Consider the following 20,273-nt stretch of genomic DNA (forward strand, 5'->3'; position numbering starts at 1 on the left):
ATCTTAGCATTTTTTTGAGTTTTCTAAAACTTAAAGCTATAACCCAAAGTAATATTTGTATTTATTTGATTGATGTCCACAGAGCTATCAAGACCTGAAGCGAAAAGCAATTCGTTCACATCGCGCTCAGTTCTTACAAAGGCAAGGTCTAGTCTACTAGGTCCGAAGCTAACACCGATACCACCGGAATATCCGGTAAGGTCACCAATTATTTCCCCATTTTCATAAGGGCTTTCCTCAAAACGATAACCACCTCTTAGGCTGACGTTATCAATTCTAAACTCTCCTCCAATCCTGTAGGAATTGACAATTCCAAGCGTATTGGCAATGAAATCATTTTCGGCTGCAAAGTTGGGGTCTGCATTTGGTGTAAGTTCGGCCTGAGAGAAATCTTGATACCCATAGTCAAAACTTAAGAATCCATCCTTCCCGAAAACCACCGCGGCGCTTCCTGTTATTTTTCCAGGGGTTTTGATGTTGTATTCTTCAAATAGATTAACAATGTTGAAATCAATAAAGTTAATATCCGGTTCTGCCAAAGTGGAGTTGATTCTTTGAGACGTATCATCGGTAAGTCTATACCACGTAGGAGATTGGTAACTACCACCAATTCTAATATTGTCATTTAATTTTGCGATGGCGCCCACACTAAAAGAGAAGCCATAACCTTCGGTCCGTAAGAAGTTGTCAAACGTGGTGAACTGAACGGGGGAGGTAGGGTCATATCCATTCTCATCCAACAAGGTCAATTGCTCAAAGAGCACAGAATGAAAATTTAAAGCAGCTCCAATAAATAGGTTGTCTTGATATTGACCAGCAAAGTTTGCGGTAAATTTACTGTTGAATCCAGATGTGCTTTGCAAGTAATCTTGATTGACCGCACTATATTCTGCATTTGACACATAGGATGTGTTGGTGTCTTCATCTGCAGTGGGTTCAATTAAGCCGGCCTGAAATCCTAGAAAGGCCTGCTGTGCACCAAATCCTAAGGAGGAACCGATATCCAAGTATGCGTCTTCGATAAACTCACCTTGTTGTACGCGTAGTGGACCTAGTTCCACCCCTTGTGCAAAGTTGAGAAAGTAGTTGTCTATTCCCTGAGTGGTAGTTCCTGAGGCCACAAACTCATTATCAAAGTTTCTTACTTGGTCATAGTTAAATGCCAGAGTCAATTTTTTCCATGGGCTTTCGTTGGATTTAAATACAAAAACACCACCAACTTGGTTCAACTTTACAGAATTGATGTTTGTATTTCTCTGGGAATTACCAAATAATGCCTCATTGTCCCTATTATAATTAGAGCCTGTAAGGGTAAATTCGCTAAAATTAAATATGGCGGACCCCGCAGGGTTGACATTCAAGGCTGATAAATCGCCTCCAACAGCTCCAAAGGCACCACCAAGAGCTTGAAATCTGGCTGTTCCCTGTGTTTCTTCTAGACTGTAACGTAGTACGTCATTAATGTTCTGGGCACTTACAAAAGCGCATGACAGTACCACGATGAAAGTTAATAATCTCTTCATTTTGAATAATTTTTTTAGTCGATAAGGTTTTTGGGAATTTATCTTCTTCCTCTACTTCTGCCTCCAGATGATCTTCCAGCTGAGGAACGTCCTCCTCCAGAACTTCTAAAGCTACCTGAGCTTCTTGAACTCCTGCTTCCAGAGCTTCTGAAGCTACCTGAACTCCTAGAACTTCTGCTGCCAGAGCTTCTATATGTTCCACTGCTTCTTGAGCCACCACTGGAGCGACTATAGGTTCCACTTCTTGGTGCGGTCCTGCTTTGATAGCTTCGTGTGCTTCTTCCTGAGGAATTATAGCGTGAAGAGCTTCTTGCAGAGCTACCACTTCTATAGGTTCTACTATTTGAGTTTGGCGATGATCCATAAGAACGATAGGTTCTTGAGTTTGAACCATATCTTGGTGCAGTTCTTGTACTTCGACTTGAACGGTAGCTTCTGTTCCTAGCCGCAGCATCTGCACTTACACCTCTTCGTGCTGTACTATTGCTTCTATAGGTTCTACTGCTTCGAGACGCCACCGAACTTCGACTTGTCCCTGTTCTAGATACACCAGCCCTACTTCGAGAAGCGGAGCTTCTAACCGCGCTATATGCTAAATTAGACCGACCAGTACGTAATGTGGTTCCCGGAATAGTTCTTGAGGCATATCCTCTTCGGGTTCTGTTGAAAGCAACGCCTCTATTGAAACCACGTCCATAGAAACCTCTTCCATAGTAAGGGCCATAAAATCCAGCATAACCAAATCCAAACCTATTCCAGCCAAAGCCACCGCCCCAGCCCCAACCGAAGCCGCCACCCCAGCCCCAGCCGTTCCATACCCATGGGTTGTTCCAACCCCAGCCAAAGCCGCCGCCCCAGCCCCAGTTGTTCCAGCCCCATCCGTTCCATAACCAAGGGTTGTTCCAACCCCAGCCAAAGCCACCGCCCCAGCCCCAGTTATCGTAAACATTGATGGTTACATTATTGGGATTGTCCCCCCAACCTGCATTGCCATTATAGGTGTTACCTGTATCAAAATAATCGGTTTGGACCCCAACAGCTGTGCTGTCAATAGGGCTATTGCTCGAGTAGCCATCTACATCGGTAAAGATTTCATCTTCCAATATTTCTCCATATTCATCCGCCTTTTGGCCAAAATAATCGCCATAAATGTTACTTTCCTGATTTTCAACGCGTACGGCCTGAGGGGTTTTCTTTTCCACTCTTACTACTTCGTTCCCTCTAGAATAAATGCCATCATCTTCATGATATGAAGCTTGCTGGTATGACCCACAGGAAGAAAGAATTAAGACAATGGAAAGTGCAAAAAGGAGGCGGAAGTTGTGGAGTTGTAAAGACTTTATCATGTCGCAATTTTTATTGTTGAACATACTAAAAATAACTAGTTTTACCGAATTATTTTCACGTACAAAGTCACAAGTTTTGTGCCAAACTATGGTAAATGGGTAAAAATTTAACGAGTCGCAGCGAGGATTACTCCCGTTGGTATAATGAATTGGTAGTTAAGGCAGATTTGGCTGAAAACTCTGGCGTTAGAGGTTGTATGGTTATCAAGCCCTATGGCTTTGCCATATGGGAAAAGATGCAAGCTCAATTAGACAAAATGTTCAAGGAAACAGGCCATGAAAATGCATACTTTCCTTTATTTATTCCAAAATCCTATTTAAGCAAGGAAGCCAGCCATGTGGAGGGCTTTGCCAAAGAATGTGCTGTAGTTACCCACTACCGTTTGAAGAATGCGGAGGATGGTAGTGGAATTGTAGTGGATGAAGAGGCCAAGTTGGAAGAAGAGCTAATAGTTAGACCAACATCAGAGACCATTATTTGGGATACGTACAGGAGATGGATACAATCTTATAGGGATTTGCCAATTATGGTAAATCAGTGGGCCAATGTGGTCCGTTGGGAGATGCGTACCCGACTGTTTTTACGTACAGCCGAATTCTTATGGCAAGAAGGTCACACCGCGCATGCAACAAGGCAAGAAGCCATGGATGAAGCGGAACAGATGATGCATGTCTATGCGGATTTTGCCGAGAGTTATATGGGTGTACCTGTGATAAAGGGAACTAAAACGGAAAGTGAACGTTTTGCTGGCGCAGAGGAGACGTTTTGTATTGAAGCTCTTATGCAAGATGGCAAGGCACTTCAAGCTGGAACCTCTCACTTTTTGGGGCAAAACTTTGCAAAAGCCTTTGATGTTAAGTTTGCTACCAAAGAAGGAAAACAAGATTTTGTATGGGCTACCTCTTGGGGGGTTTCTACTCGATTGATGGGTGCCCTGATAATGACCCATAGTGATGACAATGGGTTAGTACTACCACCAAAACTTGCTCCAATTCAGGTGGTGATTGTTCCCATATATAAAGGTATGGAGCAATTGGACGCTATTGCCGAGCGCGTAGAACCCTTGATAAAATCGTTGAGGGAAAAAGGAATCTCTGTGAAGTTCGATAAACGCGATACACATAAACCAGGATTTAAGTTCAACGAGTATGAATTGAAAGGGGTTCCGGTGCGATTGGCTGTAGGTCAGCGCGATTTAGAAAGTGGTACGTTTGAAGTGGCAAGAAGGGATACTTTGGAGAAGGAATCGGTAAAAGCTGAAGAAATTGTGGATAGAATTACAGCGCTTTTGGAAGATATTCAAAAGAATATTTACCAAAAGGCATTGGATTTTAGAAGTGACCATATTACTAAGGTGGATACGTACGAAGAATTCAAAAACGTATTAGAGGAAAAAGGTGGATTTATATCGGCACACTGGGACGGAACAAACGAAACGGAAGAACGCATCAAGAATGAAACAAAAGCTACTATTCGCTGTATTCCTTTCCCACCAGAAAAGGAGGAAGGAAGTTGTATGGTAACCGGGAATCCATCGGTACAAAGAGTGTTATTTGCCAAGGCATATTAAAACAGTCTAAAAAATAACGGTAACAGTTGCAATACTTAAAAATAGTTGTATTTTTGCATCCGCAATTATGCGACCTTACGGCCCGTTCGTCTAGGGGTTAGGACGCCAGGTTTTCATCCTGGTAACAGGGGTTCGATTCCCCTACGGGCTACTAAAGTGCTTAAATACCAACGTAAATGTTGGGTTTAGCCAGTACAAATAAATAATGGCCCGTTCGTCTAGGGGTTAGGACGCCAGGTTTTCATCCTGGTAACAGGGGTTCGATTCCCCTACGGGCTACGAAAACAATTAGATACAATGGCGAATCATAAGTCAGCATTAAAAAGAATTAGAAGAAACGAAGCCGTACGTCTTCGCAACAGGTATCAGCATAAAACTGTTCGTAATGCAATCAAAAAATTGCGTAACGAAGAGGATAAAAAGGCTGCTGAGGAGCTTTTGCCCAATGTAGTGGGAATGATAGATAAATTAGCGAAACGAAACATTATTCATAAGAATAAAGCGGCTAACCTAAAGAGCAAATTGGCTAGCAAAGTTGCTGCAATGTAATAGTTAGCTAAAAGCATAGATAAAGAAAAGCGCCCCGTTGTTGAACGGGGCGCTTTCTTTTTTGCATTGTACTATTTCAATCTTGCAAAACGGATTCATTTCTATAACCACTGGAGTCCTTGTACCAATCTTGAAAGACGGTTCCTCCTGAAGTAGCCCATTCATTAAAAAAGTTATAAGCTTGGTTCACTGGAACATTCTCCTTTGGGGGTTTAAAATTATGCACAATATTGATGGCCCATGGTAGTCCTGATTCGGTTTGATAATTACCATCTTCATCTCGGTTAACACCTTCCGCTGAAGGGTTATTTGACCCTAAGCTTGTTCTGAACCTATTGGGCAAATGTATTTCGTTTTCTCTGTTCCTATCCACAATCAAAAATGGATTGAATGGAGCAAGTCCCAATTGATTGGTGGTTATAGGCGTTGTGAATTTTACCTCTACTTTGGAGGGTATTCCCAACATGGTCTCATGATTGTCGAATAGGATGATAACTGCCCTATCCTGGTTTTGCTCAACACCATTGGATGCTACATTAATGTAACTTTCAGTCAAAACTGTACCTGTAACGGATTCTATCAAACTAGGTGCTATGCTTTCCAGTTCGATTCCAAAAGCATTCACAAAGCCGGCCCCATCAGAACTTACCTCAAAATAAATGTCCAATTGAACAGCCATGTTGTCCGAGTTAAGGACGGCAACGAACCTGTAGTTAATTGTTGTATCGTTAAAGTCATAATCGCCTAAGAAAGGCCATAAATCTTCAAATGCAACTGTTCCCCAACCATATTTACTTGGTGTAAATTGTTCGAAGGCTTTTTCAGCATCTTCGGGAAAATCATCATTACTGTCTGTAATACCGTCTCCATCTGTGTCCGGGTCCACTGCTTCTTCGTTAAAAACACGAAAAGTGGTTAGATCATTTATAGTTCTGTCGAAAGAGATACCTGAATTGGAACTAGGTCCGTATCTATACTCCCAACCACCGGTTTGCGTATCCATAACAATCAAATTACTGTTACTACCATTATTGGCCAGCCATAATTCATTATTGGAGTCAAATGTCATGGAGGTTGGATTGAACGGTAGGTCTTCACCACTGATCCTGGTAGAGTCATAGTCACCCTCTACATTCAATTCAAGTCGATAAAGCCCAGAAAAAGTACACACAAATAGAGTACCATCTGCAGCGAATGCTAAATCCCCACCCTGCGTTCGGTCAAGACCGTTGATATCCCATTGGGATAGAATAGAACCATTTGTAGGATCTATTGAATAGAGCTTGTCTCTAGTTGAGAAATAGAGTAATCCGTCTTGAGTATTATAGTCCAGTCTGGGTCCACCTATTCTCAGATTGGTTACAGTGGTCCAAGTATCATTTACGATATCGTATTTCATCAATGGATTGGGGTTCGAACGTCCGATTGAGTATAAAACTTTGTTTTGTTGGTCAATTGCAGCCGTATAACTCCCCATGGGCATGGTGGAAATAAAGGTGTAATCTCCACTAAGGGGGTCTACTTGGAACAATTCAGCACTACCGTTGACACAGTATAGATAATCTTCAACCATGGCTTTGGCCGAAGAGGCATTTTTTGCACTTGATGGAGAATAGGTATAATCTACCTGGTCCGAAGTAATATTTACAATTTCTGAAGAATAGGCGAAACCCTCTTTTCTTCTTATGTATAGTTGATCATAATAATCTGGAACCACAAATGTGTGCTCAATTTTTCCTCCGGAAGGTGCACCACTGAAAATTAGATGATTCAGATTGTCCACAATATAATCTGTCCCTGTAACTTCCTCATCATCTTCATTAACATAAGATATCTGCCCGCTGGTAGAGGTTATTTGATAAGCATAAACATCATACTTGACATTGCTAGAATTGTCATTGATTGTCAATTCCACAGATCTTTCCGTTTTGAACTCGAAGCCGGAGGGAATCTCTAGTTCAGTAATACCCAGTTCTTCAACTGGCCTAGGTGTATCGGGTTCTTCTTGAGAATCGGGGTCAGTGGGATTGTCTAACTCATCCTTTACGCAAGAAGCTAATATTAATGTAAAGAAGACTACAGCAATGCAATGGGCAATTTGGGACGTTTTCATTTTTGTAGATTTTGTAAGTTCTATTCAGAATTTATGATAAAACTAGTTTTAAGGTTTCAGCATTTTCTTTGTTTGTGGTCCATGAACTATTTACTGTCGATAAACCGCATTTATTTATCGATTAAAGTATTTGGATTAAAAAATGAACGAAAAAACCTACAAAAACATATATTATATCGACGAATTGCCGTCTATTTGTTGTGAAACAGTAAAGGCAAGTGGTTTAGTGGGTAAAGGTGTCGATTAGCGAAACGATTTTTGATGGGAGGCAATGAACCCAATACAGAATAGAGCGTACATGAGGGTTATCAGGACTTTAAGTACTAATTTGAACTTATAAAGGACCCAGGTCTCAAAATGTAGGTAACCTACCAGGAAAAGGATTGGGAAAAAGAAATAAAAAACAATCAGACTTACTGTTGTCCAAAACATAAGATTTCGCTTATCTCTATTCCATTTATAGGGTGGGTCCAGATTTTTCAGATAAATAACACCCCATGCTACCAAAAGCCAAGATCCTATAGCATTTGCATATATAAGATCACTCATAAAAGGATTCTGAAAAAAGGAGTTGATTAGATAGGCCAATAGCATTATAACGCTTCCCCATTTTATAAACTTTTTGATTTTTATGTCCTCTATCATTTTTCGATAGACATTGAAAAAATATAGGAAGAAAACAACTATGTATATGTTATAGATTATTTGGTTGGAATTGGTTGTTTCTGGGAAAAATGCGAAGCTTTCGTTGTATCTAATAAAACTACCCAAGAGTTCATTAAAAAAAGTGTATGCAATTAAAAGAGGAAAATGCTTTAGGGCCGTATCAAAGAATTTCTTGTAATTCAACATAGCCACTAACAGGGTGACAATATATATAGGTATAAAGAAAAACTCCTTTAAAAGCATAATAAACTCTTGGGGTTCCATTTTTTAATCAAAACAATCAAAAATCTCCTCCGGGTGGAGGTCCTGAGCTGCCATGGTTCATTATTAAACTTAGTTCCTCTTGTAATGATAAAGGAGCAGAAAGAGAAGGGACAAAACTGGCTTGGGATCTCTGTGATTTATCCTGAATACCTCCATAACCCTGCTCATTTCTTTTAACAGTGTTCCGTATTAGCTGGGCTTGTCCATCGGCTCCTATATAAAATCCCATGTTTTGCCCATTCTTCATCATAGTGGGTAGGATAAAAATTGAATTTTGTCTGGGGTGTACCACCTTTTTTCCATCACGAAATTTCTCAGAATTCGGATAGTTGGCAAAATACAAACGAAAGGTAGAAACATCCACCTTTGCTTTTTTCGCTTCCTGTTCCACATAGGCAATGTATTGCTTCATGGTATCGTAGTCAAAATCTACAAAACGGGCCGCCTCAAATTCTTCATCATCGTTCATTTCTTTCTCAAAAGCCATTATAGGGGCTATCCGATTTCTGGTGTAATTGTCATAAAGGGATTTGGACTGTTCAATAGAAATGATATCAGAAGGTGGCTTAACCGTTTCTTTTTCTTCTTGCTCTGGTTCTTCTGAGGGTTTAGATCTTTCTTGACAGGATGTTCCAATTAGGAGCAATCCTCCCAAAACTAGCAAGAGGCCATTTTTCTTGGTGTTTTTCATAGTGGTATAAATTTAGAGTTTAGTGTGTGGGAAAACTGTACTAAAGATATGTCTTTTCTTTAATACCAATATGTAAAAACCCTCCAAATGCGTTGGAGGGTTTTTAAATCTTTTAATCAAAACAATGGTGAACGCCTACTCGTTCATAGTGAGTAGGAACTCCTCGTTGTTCCGGGTCTGTTTTATTCTTTGTTCCATAAACTCCATGGCTTCTACCGGATTCATATCCGCTAGATATTTGCGCATAATCCACATACGTTGAATGGTGTTTTCATCCAAAAGAAGGTCGTCCCTTCTTGTAGAAGAAGAAATTAGGTCAATGGCAGGGAATATTCTTCTGTTGGAGATTCTTCTATCCAACTGAAGTTCCATATTACCGGTTCCTTTAAATTCCTCAAAAATCACTTCATCCATTTTGGAACCTGTTTCTGTAAGTGCTGTTGCTATAATAGACAGTGAACCTCCATTCTCTATATTTCGTGCCGCTCCAAAGAAACGTTTTGGTTTGTGAAGCGCGTTGGCATCCACACCACCACTCAATACCTTTCCGGAGGCTGGTTGTACGGTGTTGTATGCTCTGGCCAAACGTGTAATGGAATCAAGCAGAATAACCACATCATGACCACATTCTACCAATCTTTTGGCTTTTTCGATTACAATATTGGCTACTCTAACGTGTTCTGTTGCTTCCTTGTCAAAAGTTGAAGCCACTACTTCACCACGCACGTTTCGTTGCATATCAGTCACCTCTTCAGGGCGTTCATCAATAAGCAATATAATTTGATATACTTCTGGATGATTGGCTGCAATGGCATTGGCCACATCTTTTAGAAGCATTGTTTTACCGGTTTTCGGCTGGGAAACAATCATACCTCTTTGCCCTTTTCCAATAGGAGAGAACAAATCAATAATTCGTGTGGATATTGTGCTTTGTTTTTCGGCCAATCTAAATTTTTCCTTAGGGAAAAGAGGGGTAAGGTGCTCAAAAGAAACCCGGTCTCGAACTACTTGAGGGTCCAAGCCATTGATTTTGGTCACCTTAATTAGCGGAAAATACTTTTCACCTTCTTTTGGGGGTCTAACGTTTCCTAAAACTGTATCCCCGGTTTTAAGTCCGAAGAGTCTAATCTGGGATTGGGAAACATAGATATCGTCTGGAGATGACAAGTAATTGTAATCTGAAGAGCGAAGGAAACCGTAACCATCTTGCATAATATCCAATACGCCTTCACTTTCAATGATGCTATCGAATTCGAATTCAGGTTCCTTGTAACGATTTTTTAAATCCTTATCAAAGTTGCTGCTCTTTTTCTCTTGTTGATTGCCTCGACTGTGTTGATTGTTTCTTCGGTTGTTTTGGTTCTTTTGTTGACCATTTTGTTTGTGGTCGCGTTTATTTTGATGAACTGGTCCCTTTTCGTCCTTTTTTTCTTTGTTTTCTGGTGTGGCAGCAGAATCAGAGGCTTGGGTTTGGGTTGGCTTTTCTTCTTTTTTCTCTCGAGAAACTCGGGCTCTTTTAGGTTTGGCTTCGGTTTTCTCTTCAGATTTGGGTGCACTTTCTGCAACCGCTTTTGGGTTGGAAGCTTGAAGGTCTAAAATCTGATAAACTAAATCCAATTTTTTTAAGGATTTAAACTTGGGGACTTTTAAATCTTTGGCAATTTCTTGAAGCTCTGGAAGCTTTTTAGCTTTTAGGTCTGAAATCTCAAACATTAAGTTGTAAATAAGTTAAACGTAGTTGTATACTTTATCGAAGTGAAAAATTATTGGGGTACTGCAAGGGGGAAAAGAATCCCTGGGTGAGCTTTACTCAAATAACGCAACAAGTATACAAATAATTTTTCAACATTCTGGGTTATTTGTGAAAAAGACCTTTATTTTTGCAGTCCGAAATCCAAATTGTACAATGATTCAACGGATTCAAACGTTCTTTTTAACGGTAGTGGCTATACTAGCAGGGATTCTACCCTTTTTCCTAAGTCTTTGGACAGATATAAATGGGACAGAGGTATTTGCGCTGGAAAGTATAGTGGCCATGCTTGGTTTCATGGTTTCGGCTATTCTAGCTCTGACTGCCATTTTTATGTACAAAAAACGACAAAACCAATTTGTGTTGAACAGATTGAATATGATATTGAATCTTTTTTTACTAGGATTTTTCGTTTACCGATCACTAAGCTTATCCGGAGAAGCTGAGGTTTCTGAGAAGGGTATTGGGATGCTGATTCCTGTATTTTCTATCGTTTTTCTTGTCCTGGCCAACAGGGCTATCAAAAAGGATGAAGATCTTGTAAAATCTGTAGATCGCTTACGTTAAACCTAACATCTTAGTAGTATTAGTGCGAAAAACCCCGGCCTAGGCCGGGGTTTTGTTTTTTTGAGATATGAAGAATTATAAATTCTCCATCATGTTTTCCGTAGTGAACCCGTTATCAAAAGTTATATCTGTAAGGGTTTGGACAATATTGGGCTCATCAGCATATCCTTCCTCGCTAGGCAAAAAATAAGTACGTTTTGTAGCGATTAACTGTCCTTCCACATCTTCGTATTCATAATTAGCGATAATCACTGGCTCATTAACTCCTAGGAATGGCAGTGAGAAATAAAAACGGTCTATTAGTTTGGTTTCTGGGTTAACATAAAGTACATAAATGTCATTCTGTTCTTTGCCCGTTATTTCCGGGTCGTAAGTAACATGAACCTTGTCATATGTTTTACCAGCATACTCCTCTTGACCTTGATAGGTGATTATGGTTCCCTTATCGGTTAATTTATAAGGCATGGTAAACCAAAAGTAGTTGGCCCTTCTCAAAAAATCACTAACTCCCAACAATTGCGGATTTTCTGCTTTTTCTCCATCAACCATTACCACAGTTTCTTGGCCATTAAAATATTGAATCACCTCACCATCTTCACCCGGCATGACATTAATTTCATGTTGGATATATTTTCCTAGCGAGGCCTCGTTCCCAAAAATGTAGCGCTCCAATGAGACATCGGCTTTCCCATCCGCAGAGCGATAGTCATATGTATATTGTACATCGGCTTTTTTCCATAAATCTCCCCAACCTCCATGAGCATATGCCACGGCTTTCAATAAGGTTTCGGGTTGATTGGTATCGTAAACAGGTGCTTTTTCAACCATTTTTTCAGGTTGTTCAGCATTTTTCTCAGTTTCCTTTGTTTTCTGCACGCATGAAGTCAATAGAACAATAGATGCAAAAACCAGTAGTTGTAAGTTTTGTGTTTTCATGTTGTTGTACTGTTGTTTGCTCAGTTAGACGGGAACATGATTTGGTACTTACTTTTTCCTTCCACTAATACTAAAGATTAAAAACATCCATAAAAGAAGCAATCTGAAAACCATTATTAATTAAGGTCTGATAGGCATCACTGTTTTTATCCAATAAAGGATTGGTATGGTTAAAGTGGATGAAATGAATTTTCTTTTTTTCCTTTTCAGGCAGACTTTTAAACAAATCCATACTCTCAATTACAAACGGATGTGGAATTTCTGAAATATCCCGGTGGTTCAGCTCTTCACCACTATAAAATGTGCCATCTAAAAAGGCAAAATCCACTTTTTTGATTTCTTCGGCAATGCTCTTGTTCCAGACACTCCATTTGTTGATATCTGGAATGAACAGGACGGTCTTATTGGGTCCCATAATCTTAAAACCTACCGTTTCTGAATACTCATCACGATGCGGAACCAAAAAAGGGATAACGGTCAATTCATCAGAAAGCTTGACCGCATTTTGATTTTCAAGAAGTTCCAATACAATATTGTTCAATTCAATCAATTGGTTCCAAGGCCCATTTGTATTTAAAAATGAAGTCATTTTTGGCATGGTAAAAACTGGAATGTTCATTGCGCCATAAGCTTCACGTCCTAAATACATTAAGCCAGTATAATGCCCCATATGGGCGTGGGTTACAAAAATTCCATTGGGACTGTCCGAGGCTTTGCCTGCCACCTCACTGAGTAAACTTAGTTGGCCTGGTAGATCGGGTGTGGCTTCGAATAGATATGTTTTCTTAGTGTTATGGTTCACCAAACCTAAACTCACAACTTTCCGAGTTTTATCGGGATTTTTAAAAAGATGTTGGCAACAACTTCTTTCACAACCTATATGCGGGCTACCTCCATCTTGAATTGTGCCCAGAACATGAAGTGTTATTCCTTTTTTGAGAAAAACAGGATCAACGGATTCCTTTTCTTTGGTTTTCTCAGGATGATTACAACCAGTTAGAATTAAAAACATCAAAAGAAAAGTAACACGATTTATCATTATCATCTTTTTCCTAGTTCAATTACCTCCAAATCTGATATTTTGTCTTTGTCAATCTTGAAGCGTAGCATGGTCCGTATGGGATGAAAACCCTGTTTTCCACAAGCGCCTGGATTCATATGTAGCAATCCCAACTTTTTATCATTCATAACCTTCAAAATATGGGAATGTCCACAGATAAAAAGCTTTGGTGGATTTTTTTTTATTTCTTCCCGAACCCGCACGTTATATTTATTGGGATATCCGCCTATATGGGTAATCCAAACATCCACTTCTTCGCAATAAAAACGATCATGCTCGGGAAACTCCCTTTGAATTAAATGGTCATCAACATTCCCAAAAACTGCTCGAAGTGGTGCAATTTTCTTCAGTGAATCCGTTACCTCTAAGTTTCCAATATCTCCTGCATGCCATATTTCGTCGGCTTGTTTGGCATACTTCAATATAGCTTCGTCCATATGGCCATGGGTATCAGAAAGCAATAGAATTTTGGTCATACGCTAAAAATTTGCTAAAAAGTTTACTGGTAACTACCGCTGTGCAGGATTCAACTATATTTAACGTTTTAAAAGTACAGGATTCCTTGAGATATTTTATAAGGTTCTCTTATTTCGGAAAAAACTATCATGGGTGGCAGCGCCAACCGAACGCGATTACGGTTCAAGAGGTATTGGAAGATTGTATGTCGACCCTTCTACGGGAACCTATTGAAGTGGTAGGGGCAGGGAGGACGGATACTGGGGTTCATGCCAAAGAAATGTTTGCACATTTTGATGTTGAATCCATTCAAGATTCGGGTGAATTGATACATAGAATGAATGCGTTTTTGCCGGAAGATATTGCGATTCGGGATATCTCTCCAGTAGAATCGGATGCCCATGCCAGATTCAATGCTGTAGAACGAACCTATGAGTATTGGGTGGTTCAAGAAAAAGCCCCTTTTTATAGCGATTTTGCTCATTTTGTAAAACAAGATTTGGATATCGGGGCAATGAATGAGGCCGCTTCTATTTTTTTGAAACACTCAGATTTTGAAAGTTTTTCCAAATCCAACACGGACGTGAAGACCTTTATATGTGATATCCGTAAAGCAGAATGGTCAACGGAAGTGGATAAGCTTGTTTTTACGATTTCGGCGGACCGATTTTTGCGCAATATGGTACGTGCAATCGTTGGGACTTTATTGGAAGTAGGTATGGGAAAGCGTAAACCAGCTGAAATGAAGGAAATCCTTAAAAGTAAAAGTAGGTCTGAAGCGGGAGTTTCCGTGCCCGCAAAAGGACTATATTTGACCCAGGTTTTATACCCAGAAAATATTTATGCATGAGCCAGAATGAAGAGATAGGCAAAGCGTTTGATTTTGGTCTTTTTAGACGAGTTTTTGCACATACAAAACCATATCGAACCATTTTTTGGGTGGTGGCTTTGGCTGCTATCTTATCCGCTGGTTTTGCAATACTTACACCTGTTCTTGTTCGAGATATTATCAATAAGGCCCTCACTTTGAAGGATAGTGATTTATTGTTATTTTTAGTATTGGCCATGCTAGGAGTTTTATTTGGTCAGGTAATAACCCAGTTACTATTTAATTATTTCGCCAATCTCTTGGGAGAATCGGTGATAAAAGATATTCGTATCAGGTTGTTCAAACGTATGATGGGTTTTAAGATGACCTATTTTGACAACTCTTCCATAGGGGTGTTGGTTACACGAGCGGTAGCTGATATGCAGCGTATCGGGGAAATCTTCAGTCAGGGGTTCTTCGTGATAGTGGCGGATTTGTTGAAAATGGTATCGGCAGCAGCAATTATGACAATTACCAATTGGAAGTTGGCACTTATTGTTTTTGCGATATTGCCTGTTATTCTAGTTGCTACCAGACTCTTTCAACAAGCCATGAAAGTGGCTTTCATTGAAGTAAGAGCACAGGTGGCAAACTTGAATTCTTTTGTCCAGGAGCGCATAGCGGGTATGAAAATTGTACAGCTGTTCAATCGGGAGGAAATTGAAAAGGAAAAATTTAGGAGCATTAACGAGAAACATCAAAATGCATGGTTGAAAACGGTCTGGTACAATTCCATATTCTTTCCTATTGCAGAAATCTCGTATTCAGTTGGTATTGGATTAGTTGTGTATTTTGGGGTTGTTCAGAACATTGAAAACACCGGTTTAAATGATACGGGTTCCATATTTGCATTCTTCTTCCTTATGGACCTCTTGTTCCGACCACTACGTCAAATCGCAGATAAGTTCAATACGCTTCAAATGGGAATGGTAGCGGCCAATCGGGTATTTCGAATTCTGGATACGGAAAGCCATATTCCGGATACCGGTACTTTGGAAAAATCAGATGTTAAAGGTGATATTGAGTTTTCCAATGTACGCTTCTCTTATGTGGAAAACGAAGAAGTGCTTCATGGTATATCCTTCAAAGTAAATGCTGGAGAAACTGTTGCAATAGTAGGGGCTACTGGTGCAGGTAAATCAACAATCATCAACTTATTGAATCGATTTTATGAAATTGATTCCGGTCATATTTATATAGATGGGGCGGAGATTCAGCAGTACACACTTAAATCCCTCCGGTCGCATATCGCTATCGTGCTACAAGATGTCTTTTTATTTGCCGATACCATTGCAAACAATATTTCGCTTAAGGATGAAGAAGTGACTCAAGAAGTGATAGATGAAGCCGCTAAGGAGATCGGGGTACATGAGTTTATTCAAAGCCTACCGGGAGGCTATCGATATAATGTAAAAGAAAGAGGGAGCATGTTGTCCAGTGGACAGCGTCAATTGATTGCGTTTTTGAGAGCTTTTGTCAGTGATCCCAGCATTCTAATTTTAGATGAGGCCACTTCTTCGGTAGACACCTATTCTGAACAGCTTATTCAAAAAGCTACGGAGAAAATAACAGAAGGGAGAACTTCAATTATTATAGCGCACCGTTTGGCTACCATAAAAAAGGCAGATAAAATCATCGTGATGGAAGCTGGAAAAATTGTTGAGATTGGTACCCACAAAGAGTTACTTCAAAAAGGTGGGTATTATAGTGATTTGTACGAAGCTCAGTTCATGGCCGAAGAGGTAGCTTAAACTACTTTTTTTGGGCAAAATCCTCAATATTGAGTTGTCCTGTAATAAAAAAGATTGCGGCTATTGCTATCCCTACTATAAGCATCATGATTGCAAAAAGCACTAAATATCCAAGAGACCTGATAAAAGTGTTGAAAAATCCAATTTTGTGTATTCTGCCAAATACTAAAAACAAATAGGCGGTTATGAAAAACAGATAAATCCAATTGAAAATATCGTATTGGATATCAAAAAAACCAAAGAGGGGTAGGCATACCATTACCTGGACAAATGATGCTTGAGCAGTGATGTAGGCATTTGCCACCAAATGTTCGGTGTAGTTCATTTTTCCCTTATCCAAAAATAAAATCCATGTTATTGACGCATAGATGGGCATAAAAAGATAGGACATCAACCCTTGATAGTCAAAAATGAAATCCAAGTTGGGGGCATTGGGATTAATCGCATTGTTTTGAGTCAGGGTAATTTCATACACATTTCTTAGAACAAAGAACAGAACTCCAGATAGGGTAATGGCAATGGCAAAATAGCTTATGGGGTTCATATATTTTTTACGGATACCGGAGATATAGCTTTCAACAACAATTTCGGGTTGGGTAAATAGGTGCTTAAACGTTTTGAATAGGGTATTATCTAAATTGAATACCTGATAACTTAAGTCCTGCCATATGTTTTTAAGTGTTAACCGATTACGAATCACTTTGGCTCCACACTCCGGACAATATCTGAAATCCGATCTTAGACTAGCACCACAATTTTTACAAACCATAGTTACTCTAGGTCTTTTTCAATTAATGAAGTTAGCTGGGTTGTTCCCTTAAAAGGAACAAACTCACCATTCTTTATATATGAAATAGCGCCAGTTTCTTCGCTTACAACCAAGCATAGCGCATCAGTTTTTTCTGTGATGCCAACCGCGGCTCTATGACGAAGACCAAAACGTAGGGGAATGTTCCGGTCATTGGAAACAGGCAAAATAACGCGGGTAGCCGTTATGTAATTATCTTGAATTATGGCTGCCCCATCGTGCAATGGGCTGTTTTTGAAAAAAATACTTTCCAAAATAGGTTGGGTAATCTCAATATTCATCTGATCACCTGTAGACTTTACAAAGTCCAAAGGGCTGTTCCTTTCTATAACAATCAGCGCCCCAGTTTTGGAAACTCCCATTTTTTCGCAAGCAGATACAATGGCAGTGACGTTGGTAATGGAAGGAAGCGCTTCCTGTTTTAGGAATTTAAAATGCCTCACAAAATTCCTCTTGGTGGCAAAGTTTGTGGAACCAATCATGAGCAGGAACTTTCGTATTTCTTGTTGAAAAACTATGATTAACGCAATCAAACCAATGTTCATGAACCCTCCAACCATGCTGCTTATCATCTTCATTTGAAGTAGTTCCGTTAATTTCCAAAGTGCCCAAATGATAACAATCCCAATGAAAATGTTGATGGCGACAGTTCCCTTGACCAGTTTGTAGATGTAATAGAGGAGAGCAGCGACAAGGATTATATCGATGAAATCCGTAATCTTAAATTCGAGGAAATTGAGGAAATCCAACCGCGCTGTTTTTGTAAAATTAACAAAAATAGAAAAATCGAAATGGGTTAGGCATTGGCCTTTAAGGTTTCAAGGAGTGTTATGCATTCTTGGGCTTCCTTAACATCGTGAACTCTCAATAAGTTCGCTCCTTTAAGCAAGGCAATACCGTGTAAAACCGAAGAGCCGTTTAGCGCCTCCTTTGCTGATGATTTTAAGGCTTTGTAAATCATGGATTTTCTGCTAAGCCCAATTAATATAGGTTTATTTAAAGTTTGGAAGATGTCCAGATGATACAACATATGATAGTTTTGTTCCAAAGTCTTGGCAAAACCGAACCCAGGATCTATTATGATGTCGTTGATTTTTAGCGCATGGGCCTTTTCGATTTTTTCTGAAAAATACAATAGCAAATCCTTTGTCAAATTATCATAAACAGCCTTTTTCTGCATGGATTGAGGAGTACCTTTTAAATGCATTAGGATGTAGGGAACTTGGAAACGCGCAACAACATTGAACATTTCCGGGTCCAAGTTTCCAGCGGAAATATCATTAATCAAAGCCGCTCCCATTTCCAAACATTGACTGGCAACGCTACTTCTAAAGGTGTCAATTGAAAAAAAAGTTTCTGGAAAATGTTTCAGCAATAATTCCAACACCGGTAAAATTCGCTTCTTTTCTTCATCTTCTGGGACATGATTGGCCCCAGGACGGGAACTGTAGGCACCCAAATCTATAAATGTGGCACCTTCAGCCAGCATGTTCTCCGCTTGATTCAAAATGGCTCCTTCATCTTTGTACTTCCCTCCATCATAAAAGGAATCGGGGGTCAGATTAAGGATTCCCATCACTTTTGGTATGCTTAGGTCTACAAGCTTTCCCTTACAGTTTATCGTCATAAAAAAGAGGTGCTTTTATGGGTTTGATTATCTTTGGCAAACTGCTTTTGCAGTCAGACTTTGAACGAAATTTACATAAATTAAGAAGAATAGATGCAGCAGACTTCCCAACAGTATGACAAGGTCATACAGCAATGCCGGGAGCTTTTCATCAAAAAGACCAAGGACTATGGAACAGCGTGGCGAATTCTGCGACTTCCTTCCTTGACGGACCAAATTTTTATTAAGGCTCAGCGTATCCGAAGCCTACAACAGAATGACACCCGCATGGTAGATGAAGGGGAGCATTCAGAATTCATAGGAATAATAAATTATTCCATTATGGCTCTTATTCAATTGGATAAGGGGGTTTCTGAACAGCCTGATTTGACAGAGGAAGAAGCGATAGCCCTATACGATGAGCAAGTCAGCATTACAAAAACCTTAATGGAAAACAAGAATCACGATTACGGTGAAGCCTGGAGAGATATGCGTGTAAGTTCGCTTACGGATTTAATACTTCAAAAATTGCTTCGGGTGAAGCAAATTGAGGATAACCAAGGTGAAACCTTGGTAAGCGAAGGCATAGATGCCAATTATCAGGATATGGTCAATTATGCCGTATTTGCATTGATTCATTTAAACGCTGGAATATGAGATATCTAGTATGGTTTTCCAGAGTATTTGTTGGTGTCTTGTTCATAATCAGTGGGCTGATAAAACTGAATGACCCTGTTGGTTTTTCATTCAAATTAGAAGAATACTTTAGTCAAGGGGTGTTGGATTTACCTTTTTTAATGCCTTTGGCCCTGGGAATTTCCATTTTTGTTGTGATTTTGGAAGTGGTTTTAGGTGTTTTTTTATTGCTGGGATTCAAACCACGGTTTACGGTATGGAGTCTACTGCTGATGATTGTCTTTTTTACATTTCTAACCTTTTACTCCGCCTATTTCAATAAAGTAACCGACTGTGGTTGCTTCGGCGATGCCATAAAATTGACTCCATGGGAATCATTTACCAAGGATATCATTTTGTTGGTTTTTGTTTTGATTCTTTTTAAGGGACAAAGATTTATTAAGCCATTGTTTCAAACAAGGACCAGCTGGATTTTGGCAGGAATTACGGTTTTGGCCTGTGCAATCTTTGCAAATCATGTGTTGAATCACCTACCCTCTGTTGATTTCCGACCCTATAAAATTGGAGCTAACATTCAAGAGGGAATGTCCGTTCCCGAAGATGCCCCAAAACCGATTTACGAATATGCGTGGCAATTCAAAGTAAATGGAGAAGACAAAGTAGTGGTGACCAATGGGGAATACCCTTCAGTAGATGGAGAGTTCGTTGGGGTTGAAACCACGGAAATCCAAAAAGGGTACGAACCTCCAATTCACGACTTTACGATTGAGCAAAATGGAGAAGACCTGAGTGCCCAACTGTTGGAAGAAGATAAGTTGGTTATGGTGATTGCTTACGATTTAGCTAAGAGCAATCAAGAAGTTTTTGAAGATGTGGCTGTGGTAACCAAAAAAGCGGCCTCAAACGGATATAAAGTGATTGGAATGTCAGCTTCAAGCATTGATAGAGCTAATGCAATTAGAGAGGAACATGATTTAGATTTTGACTTTTATTTTACTGATGAAACTGCTTTAAAAACCATCGTCAGGTCCAATCCTGCTATTTTGGTCTTGGAGCGGGGAACTATTCAACAAAAAGTACATTACAACGACATAGATAAGCTTAAACTATAA

General features: G+C 39.7%; 19 protein-coding genes and 2 tRNA genes. 9 read left to right on the forward strand and 12 right to left on the reverse strand.

The window, feature by feature from the left end; translation table 11 throughout:
* Positions 1–23 precede the first annotated feature (23 nt).
* Both CLV81_RS11280 and CLV81_RS11285 read right to left on the reverse strand, forming a co-directional pair.
* Positions 24–1,523: an OmpP1/FadL family transporter gene (locus tag CLV81_RS11280; RefSeq protein WP_106145233.1), complete on the reverse strand. Its 1,500-nt coding sequence runs from the start codon at positions 1,521–1,523 to the stop codon at positions 24–26.
* 38 nt (positions 1,524–1,561) lie between these two features.
* The gene (locus CLV81_RS11285) at positions 1,562–2,869 is read right to left on the reverse strand and encodes a hypothetical protein (RefSeq protein ID WP_211298008.1); all 1,308 of its coding nucleotides are present in this window, start codon (positions 2,867–2,869) and stop codon (positions 1,562–1,564) included.
* Between the two features lie 95 nt (positions 2,870–2,964).
* Here CLV81_RS11285 and proS point away from each other — a divergent pair, with 95 nt between their 5' ends.
* From proS to rpsT, 4 genes are all read left to right on the forward strand, one after another.
* Entirely contained in the window at positions 2,965–4,440 is a 1,476-nt protein-coding gene (gene proS, locus CLV81_RS11290) for a proline--tRNA ligase (RefSeq protein ID WP_106145234.1), read from the forward strand.
* Between the two features lie 79 nt (positions 4,441–4,519).
* Positions 4,520–4,591, forward strand: a tRNA-Glu gene (locus tag CLV81_RS11295).
* A gap of 56 nt (positions 4,592–4,647) precedes the next feature.
* Positions 4,648–4,719, forward strand: a tRNA-Glu gene (locus CLV81_RS11300).
* A gap of 18 nt (positions 4,720–4,737) precedes the next feature.
* Positions 4,738–4,989, forward strand: a complete 252-nt coding sequence (gene rpsT, locus CLV81_RS11305; protein ID WP_106145235.1) for a 30S ribosomal protein S20 — start codon at positions 4,738–4,740, stop codon at positions 4,987–4,989.
* Between the two features lie 76 nt (positions 4,990–5,065).
* On the opposite strand, the gene CLV81_RS11310 is transcribed toward rpsT, so the two are convergent.
* The 4 genes from CLV81_RS11310 to rho form a co-directional block, all read right to left on the reverse strand.
* Positions 5,066–7,102 carry an LruC domain-containing protein gene (locus CLV81_RS11310; RefSeq protein WP_106145236.1) on the reverse strand — a complete coding sequence of 679 codons (2,037 nt, stop codon included), beginning with the start codon at positions 7,100–7,102 and terminating at the stop codon, positions 5,066–5,068.
* A gap of 243 nt (positions 7,103–7,345) precedes the next feature.
* Positions 7,346–8,032: a hypothetical protein gene (locus tag CLV81_RS11315; protein ID WP_106145237.1), complete on the reverse strand. Its 687-nt coding sequence runs from the start codon at positions 8,030–8,032 to the stop codon at positions 7,346–7,348.
* Positions 8,033–8,048: 16 nt separating this feature from the next.
* Positions 8,049–8,723 carry a hypothetical protein gene (locus CLV81_RS11320; RefSeq protein ID WP_106145238.1) on the reverse strand — a complete coding sequence of 225 codons (675 nt, stop codon included), beginning with the start codon at positions 8,721–8,723 and terminating at the stop codon, positions 8,049–8,051.
* A 135-nt stretch (positions 8,724–8,858) separates the two neighbouring features.
* Entirely contained in the window at positions 8,859–10,436 is a 1,578-nt protein-coding gene (gene rho, locus CLV81_RS11325) for a transcription termination factor Rho (RefSeq protein ID WP_106145239.1), read from the reverse strand.
* A gap of 193 nt (positions 10,437–10,629) precedes the next feature.
* Here rho and CLV81_RS11330 point away from each other — a divergent pair, with 193 nt between their 5' ends.
* A complete protein-coding gene (locus CLV81_RS11330; RefSeq protein ID WP_106145240.1) occupies positions 10,630–11,040 on the forward strand; it encodes a DUF4293 domain-containing protein in 411 nt (136 codons plus the stop codon).
* A gap of 75 nt (positions 11,041–11,115) precedes the next feature.
* Here CLV81_RS11330 and CLV81_RS11335 read toward each other — a convergent pair whose 3' ends face one another.
* The 3 genes from CLV81_RS11335 to CLV81_RS11345 all read right to left on the reverse strand — a co-directional run bounded on the left by CLV81_RS11335 (position 11,116) and on the right by CLV81_RS11345 (position 13,512).
* The gene (locus CLV81_RS11335) at positions 11,116–11,976 is read right to left on the reverse strand and encodes a DUF6503 family protein (RefSeq protein ID WP_146129886.1); all 861 of its coding nucleotides are present in this window, start codon (positions 11,974–11,976) and stop codon (positions 11,116–11,118) included.
* Positions 11,977–12,046: 70 nt separating this feature from the next.
* The gene (locus tag CLV81_RS11340) at positions 12,047–13,015 is read right to left on the reverse strand and encodes an MBL fold metallo-hydrolase (RefSeq protein WP_106145242.1); all 969 of its coding nucleotides are present in this window, start codon (positions 13,013–13,015) and stop codon (positions 12,047–12,049) included.
* A 2-nt stretch (positions 13,016–13,017) separates the two neighbouring features.
* A complete protein-coding gene (locus CLV81_RS11345; protein WP_106145243.1) occupies positions 13,018–13,512 on the reverse strand; it encodes a metallophosphoesterase family protein in 495 nt (164 codons plus the stop codon).
* An 86-nt stretch (positions 13,513–13,598) separates the two neighbouring features.
* Here CLV81_RS11345 and truA point away from each other — a divergent pair, with 86 nt between their 5' ends.
* Together truA and CLV81_RS11355 are read left to right on the forward strand one after the other, a co-directional pair.
* A complete protein-coding gene (gene truA / locus CLV81_RS11350; RefSeq protein ID WP_106147483.1) occupies positions 13,599–14,342 on the forward strand; it encodes a tRNA pseudouridine(38-40) synthase TruA in 744 nt (247 codons plus the stop codon).
* Positions 14,339–16,111: an ABC transporter ATP-binding protein gene (locus CLV81_RS11355; protein ID WP_106145244.1), complete on the forward strand. Its 1,773-nt coding sequence runs from the start codon at positions 14,339–14,341 to the stop codon at positions 16,109–16,111. The genes truA and CLV81_RS11355 overlap by 4 nt, the downstream gene beginning before the upstream one ends.
* A gap of 1 nt (position 16,112) precedes the next feature.
* Here the strand turns inward: CLV81_RS11355 and CLV81_RS11360 are convergent, their stop codons facing one another.
* From CLV81_RS11360 to folP, 3 genes are read right to left on the reverse strand one after another with little or no spacing between them, the layout of a single operon-like run.
* The gene (locus CLV81_RS11360; RefSeq protein ID WP_106145245.1) at positions 16,113–16,880 is read right to left on the reverse strand and encodes a DUF3667 domain-containing protein; all 768 of its coding nucleotides are present in this window, start codon (positions 16,878–16,880) and stop codon (positions 16,113–16,115) included.
* A 2-nt stretch (positions 16,881–16,882) separates the two neighbouring features.
* Positions 16,883–17,668, reverse strand: a complete 786-nt coding sequence (locus CLV81_RS11365; protein ID WP_106145246.1) for a diadenylate cyclase — start codon at positions 17,666–17,668, stop codon at positions 16,883–16,885.
* A gap of 47 nt (positions 17,669–17,715) precedes the next feature.
* Positions 17,716–18,546, reverse strand: coding sequence for a dihydropteroate synthase (gene folP, locus CLV81_RS11370; RefSeq protein ID WP_106145247.1), 831 nt, complete (start codon positions 18,544–18,546; stop codon positions 17,716–17,718).
* 93 nt (positions 18,547–18,639) lie between these two features.
* On the opposite strand from folP, the gene CLV81_RS11375 reads away from it, so the two are divergent.
* Together CLV81_RS11375 and CLV81_RS11380 are read left to right on the forward strand one after the other, a co-directional pair.
* The gene (locus CLV81_RS11375) at positions 18,640–19,182 is read left to right on the forward strand and encodes a DUF1599 domain-containing protein (protein ID WP_106145248.1); all 543 of its coding nucleotides are present in this window, start codon (positions 18,640–18,642) and stop codon (positions 19,180–19,182) included.
* A complete protein-coding gene (locus CLV81_RS11380) occupies positions 19,179–20,273 on the forward strand; it encodes a BT_3928 family protein (RefSeq protein ID WP_106145249.1) in 1,095 nt (364 codons plus the stop codon). Before CLV81_RS11375 ends, CLV81_RS11380 begins: the two co-directional genes overlap by 4 nt.

The sequence above is a fragment of the Flagellimonas meridianipacifica genome, from assembly GCF_003001695.1.
GTDB lineage: Bacteria > Bacteroidota > Bacteroidia > Flavobacteriales > Flavobacteriaceae > Flagellimonas > Flagellimonas meridianipacifica.

What these genes read in the sequence shown, in the direction of transcription:
- CLV81_RS11330 (WP_106145240.1), top strand. Translation starts at nt 10,630, where the DNA reads ATGATTCAACGGATTCAAACGTTCTTTTTAACGGTAGTGGCTATACTA.
- CLV81_RS11280 (WP_106145233.1), bottom strand. Translation starts at nt 1,523, where the DNA reads ATGAAGAGATTATTAACTTTCATCGTGGTACTGTCATGCGCTTTTGTA.
- CLV81_RS11320 (WP_106145238.1), bottom strand. Translation starts at nt 8,723, where the DNA reads ATGAAAAACACCAAGAAAAATGGCCTCTTGCTAGTTTTGGGAGGATTG.
- CLV81_RS11335 (WP_146129886.1), bottom strand. Translation starts at nt 11,976, where the DNA reads ATGAAAACACAAAACTTACAACTACTGGTTTTTGCATCTATTGTTCTA.
- CLV81_RS11380 (WP_106145249.1), top strand. Translation starts at nt 19,179, where the DNA reads ATGAGATATCTAGTATGGTTTTCCAGAGTATTTGTTGGTGTCTTGTTC.
- proS (WP_106145234.1), top strand. Translation starts at nt 2,965, where the DNA reads ATGGGTAAAAATTTAACGAGTCGCAGCGAGGATTACTCCCGTTGGTAT.
- folP (WP_106145247.1), bottom strand. Translation starts at nt 18,546, where the DNA reads ATGACGATAAACTGTAAGGGAAAGCTTGTAGACCTAAGCATACCAAAA.
- rho (WP_106145239.1), bottom strand. Translation starts at nt 10,436, where the DNA reads ATGTTTGAGATTTCAGACCTAAAAGCTAAAAAGCTTCCAGAGCTTCAA.
- CLV81_RS11355 (WP_106145244.1), top strand. Translation starts at nt 14,339, where the DNA reads ATGAGCCAGAATGAAGAGATAGGCAAAGCGTTTGATTTTGGTCTTTTT.
- CLV81_RS11345 (WP_106145243.1), bottom strand. Translation starts at nt 13,512, where the DNA reads ATGACCAAAATTCTATTGCTTTCTGATACCCATGGCCATATGGACGAA.
- CLV81_RS11310 (WP_106145236.1), bottom strand. Translation starts at nt 7,102, where the DNA reads ATGAAAACGTCCCAAATTGCCCATTGCATTGCTGTAGTCTTCTTTACA.
- CLV81_RS11340 (WP_106145242.1), bottom strand. Translation starts at nt 13,015, where the DNA reads ATGATAAATCGTGTTACTTTTCTTTTGATGTTTTTAATTCTAACTGGT.
- rpsT (WP_106145235.1), top strand. Translation starts at nt 4,738, where the DNA reads ATGGCGAATCATAAGTCAGCATTAAAAAGAATTAGAAGAAACGAAGCC.
- CLV81_RS11315 (WP_106145237.1), bottom strand. Translation starts at nt 8,032, where the DNA reads ATGGAACCCCAAGAGTTTATTATGCTTTTAAAGGAGTTTTTCTTTATA.
- CLV81_RS11285 (WP_211298008.1), bottom strand. Translation starts at nt 2,869, where the DNA reads ATGATAAAGTCTTTACAACTCCACAACTTCCGCCTCCTTTTTGCACTT.
- CLV81_RS11375 (WP_106145248.1), top strand. Translation starts at nt 18,640, where the DNA reads ATGCAGCAGACTTCCCAACAGTATGACAAGGTCATACAGCAATGCCGG.
- CLV81_RS11360 (WP_106145245.1), bottom strand. Translation starts at nt 16,880, where the DNA reads ATGGTTTGTAAAAATTGTGGTGCTAGTCTAAGATCGGATTTCAGATAT.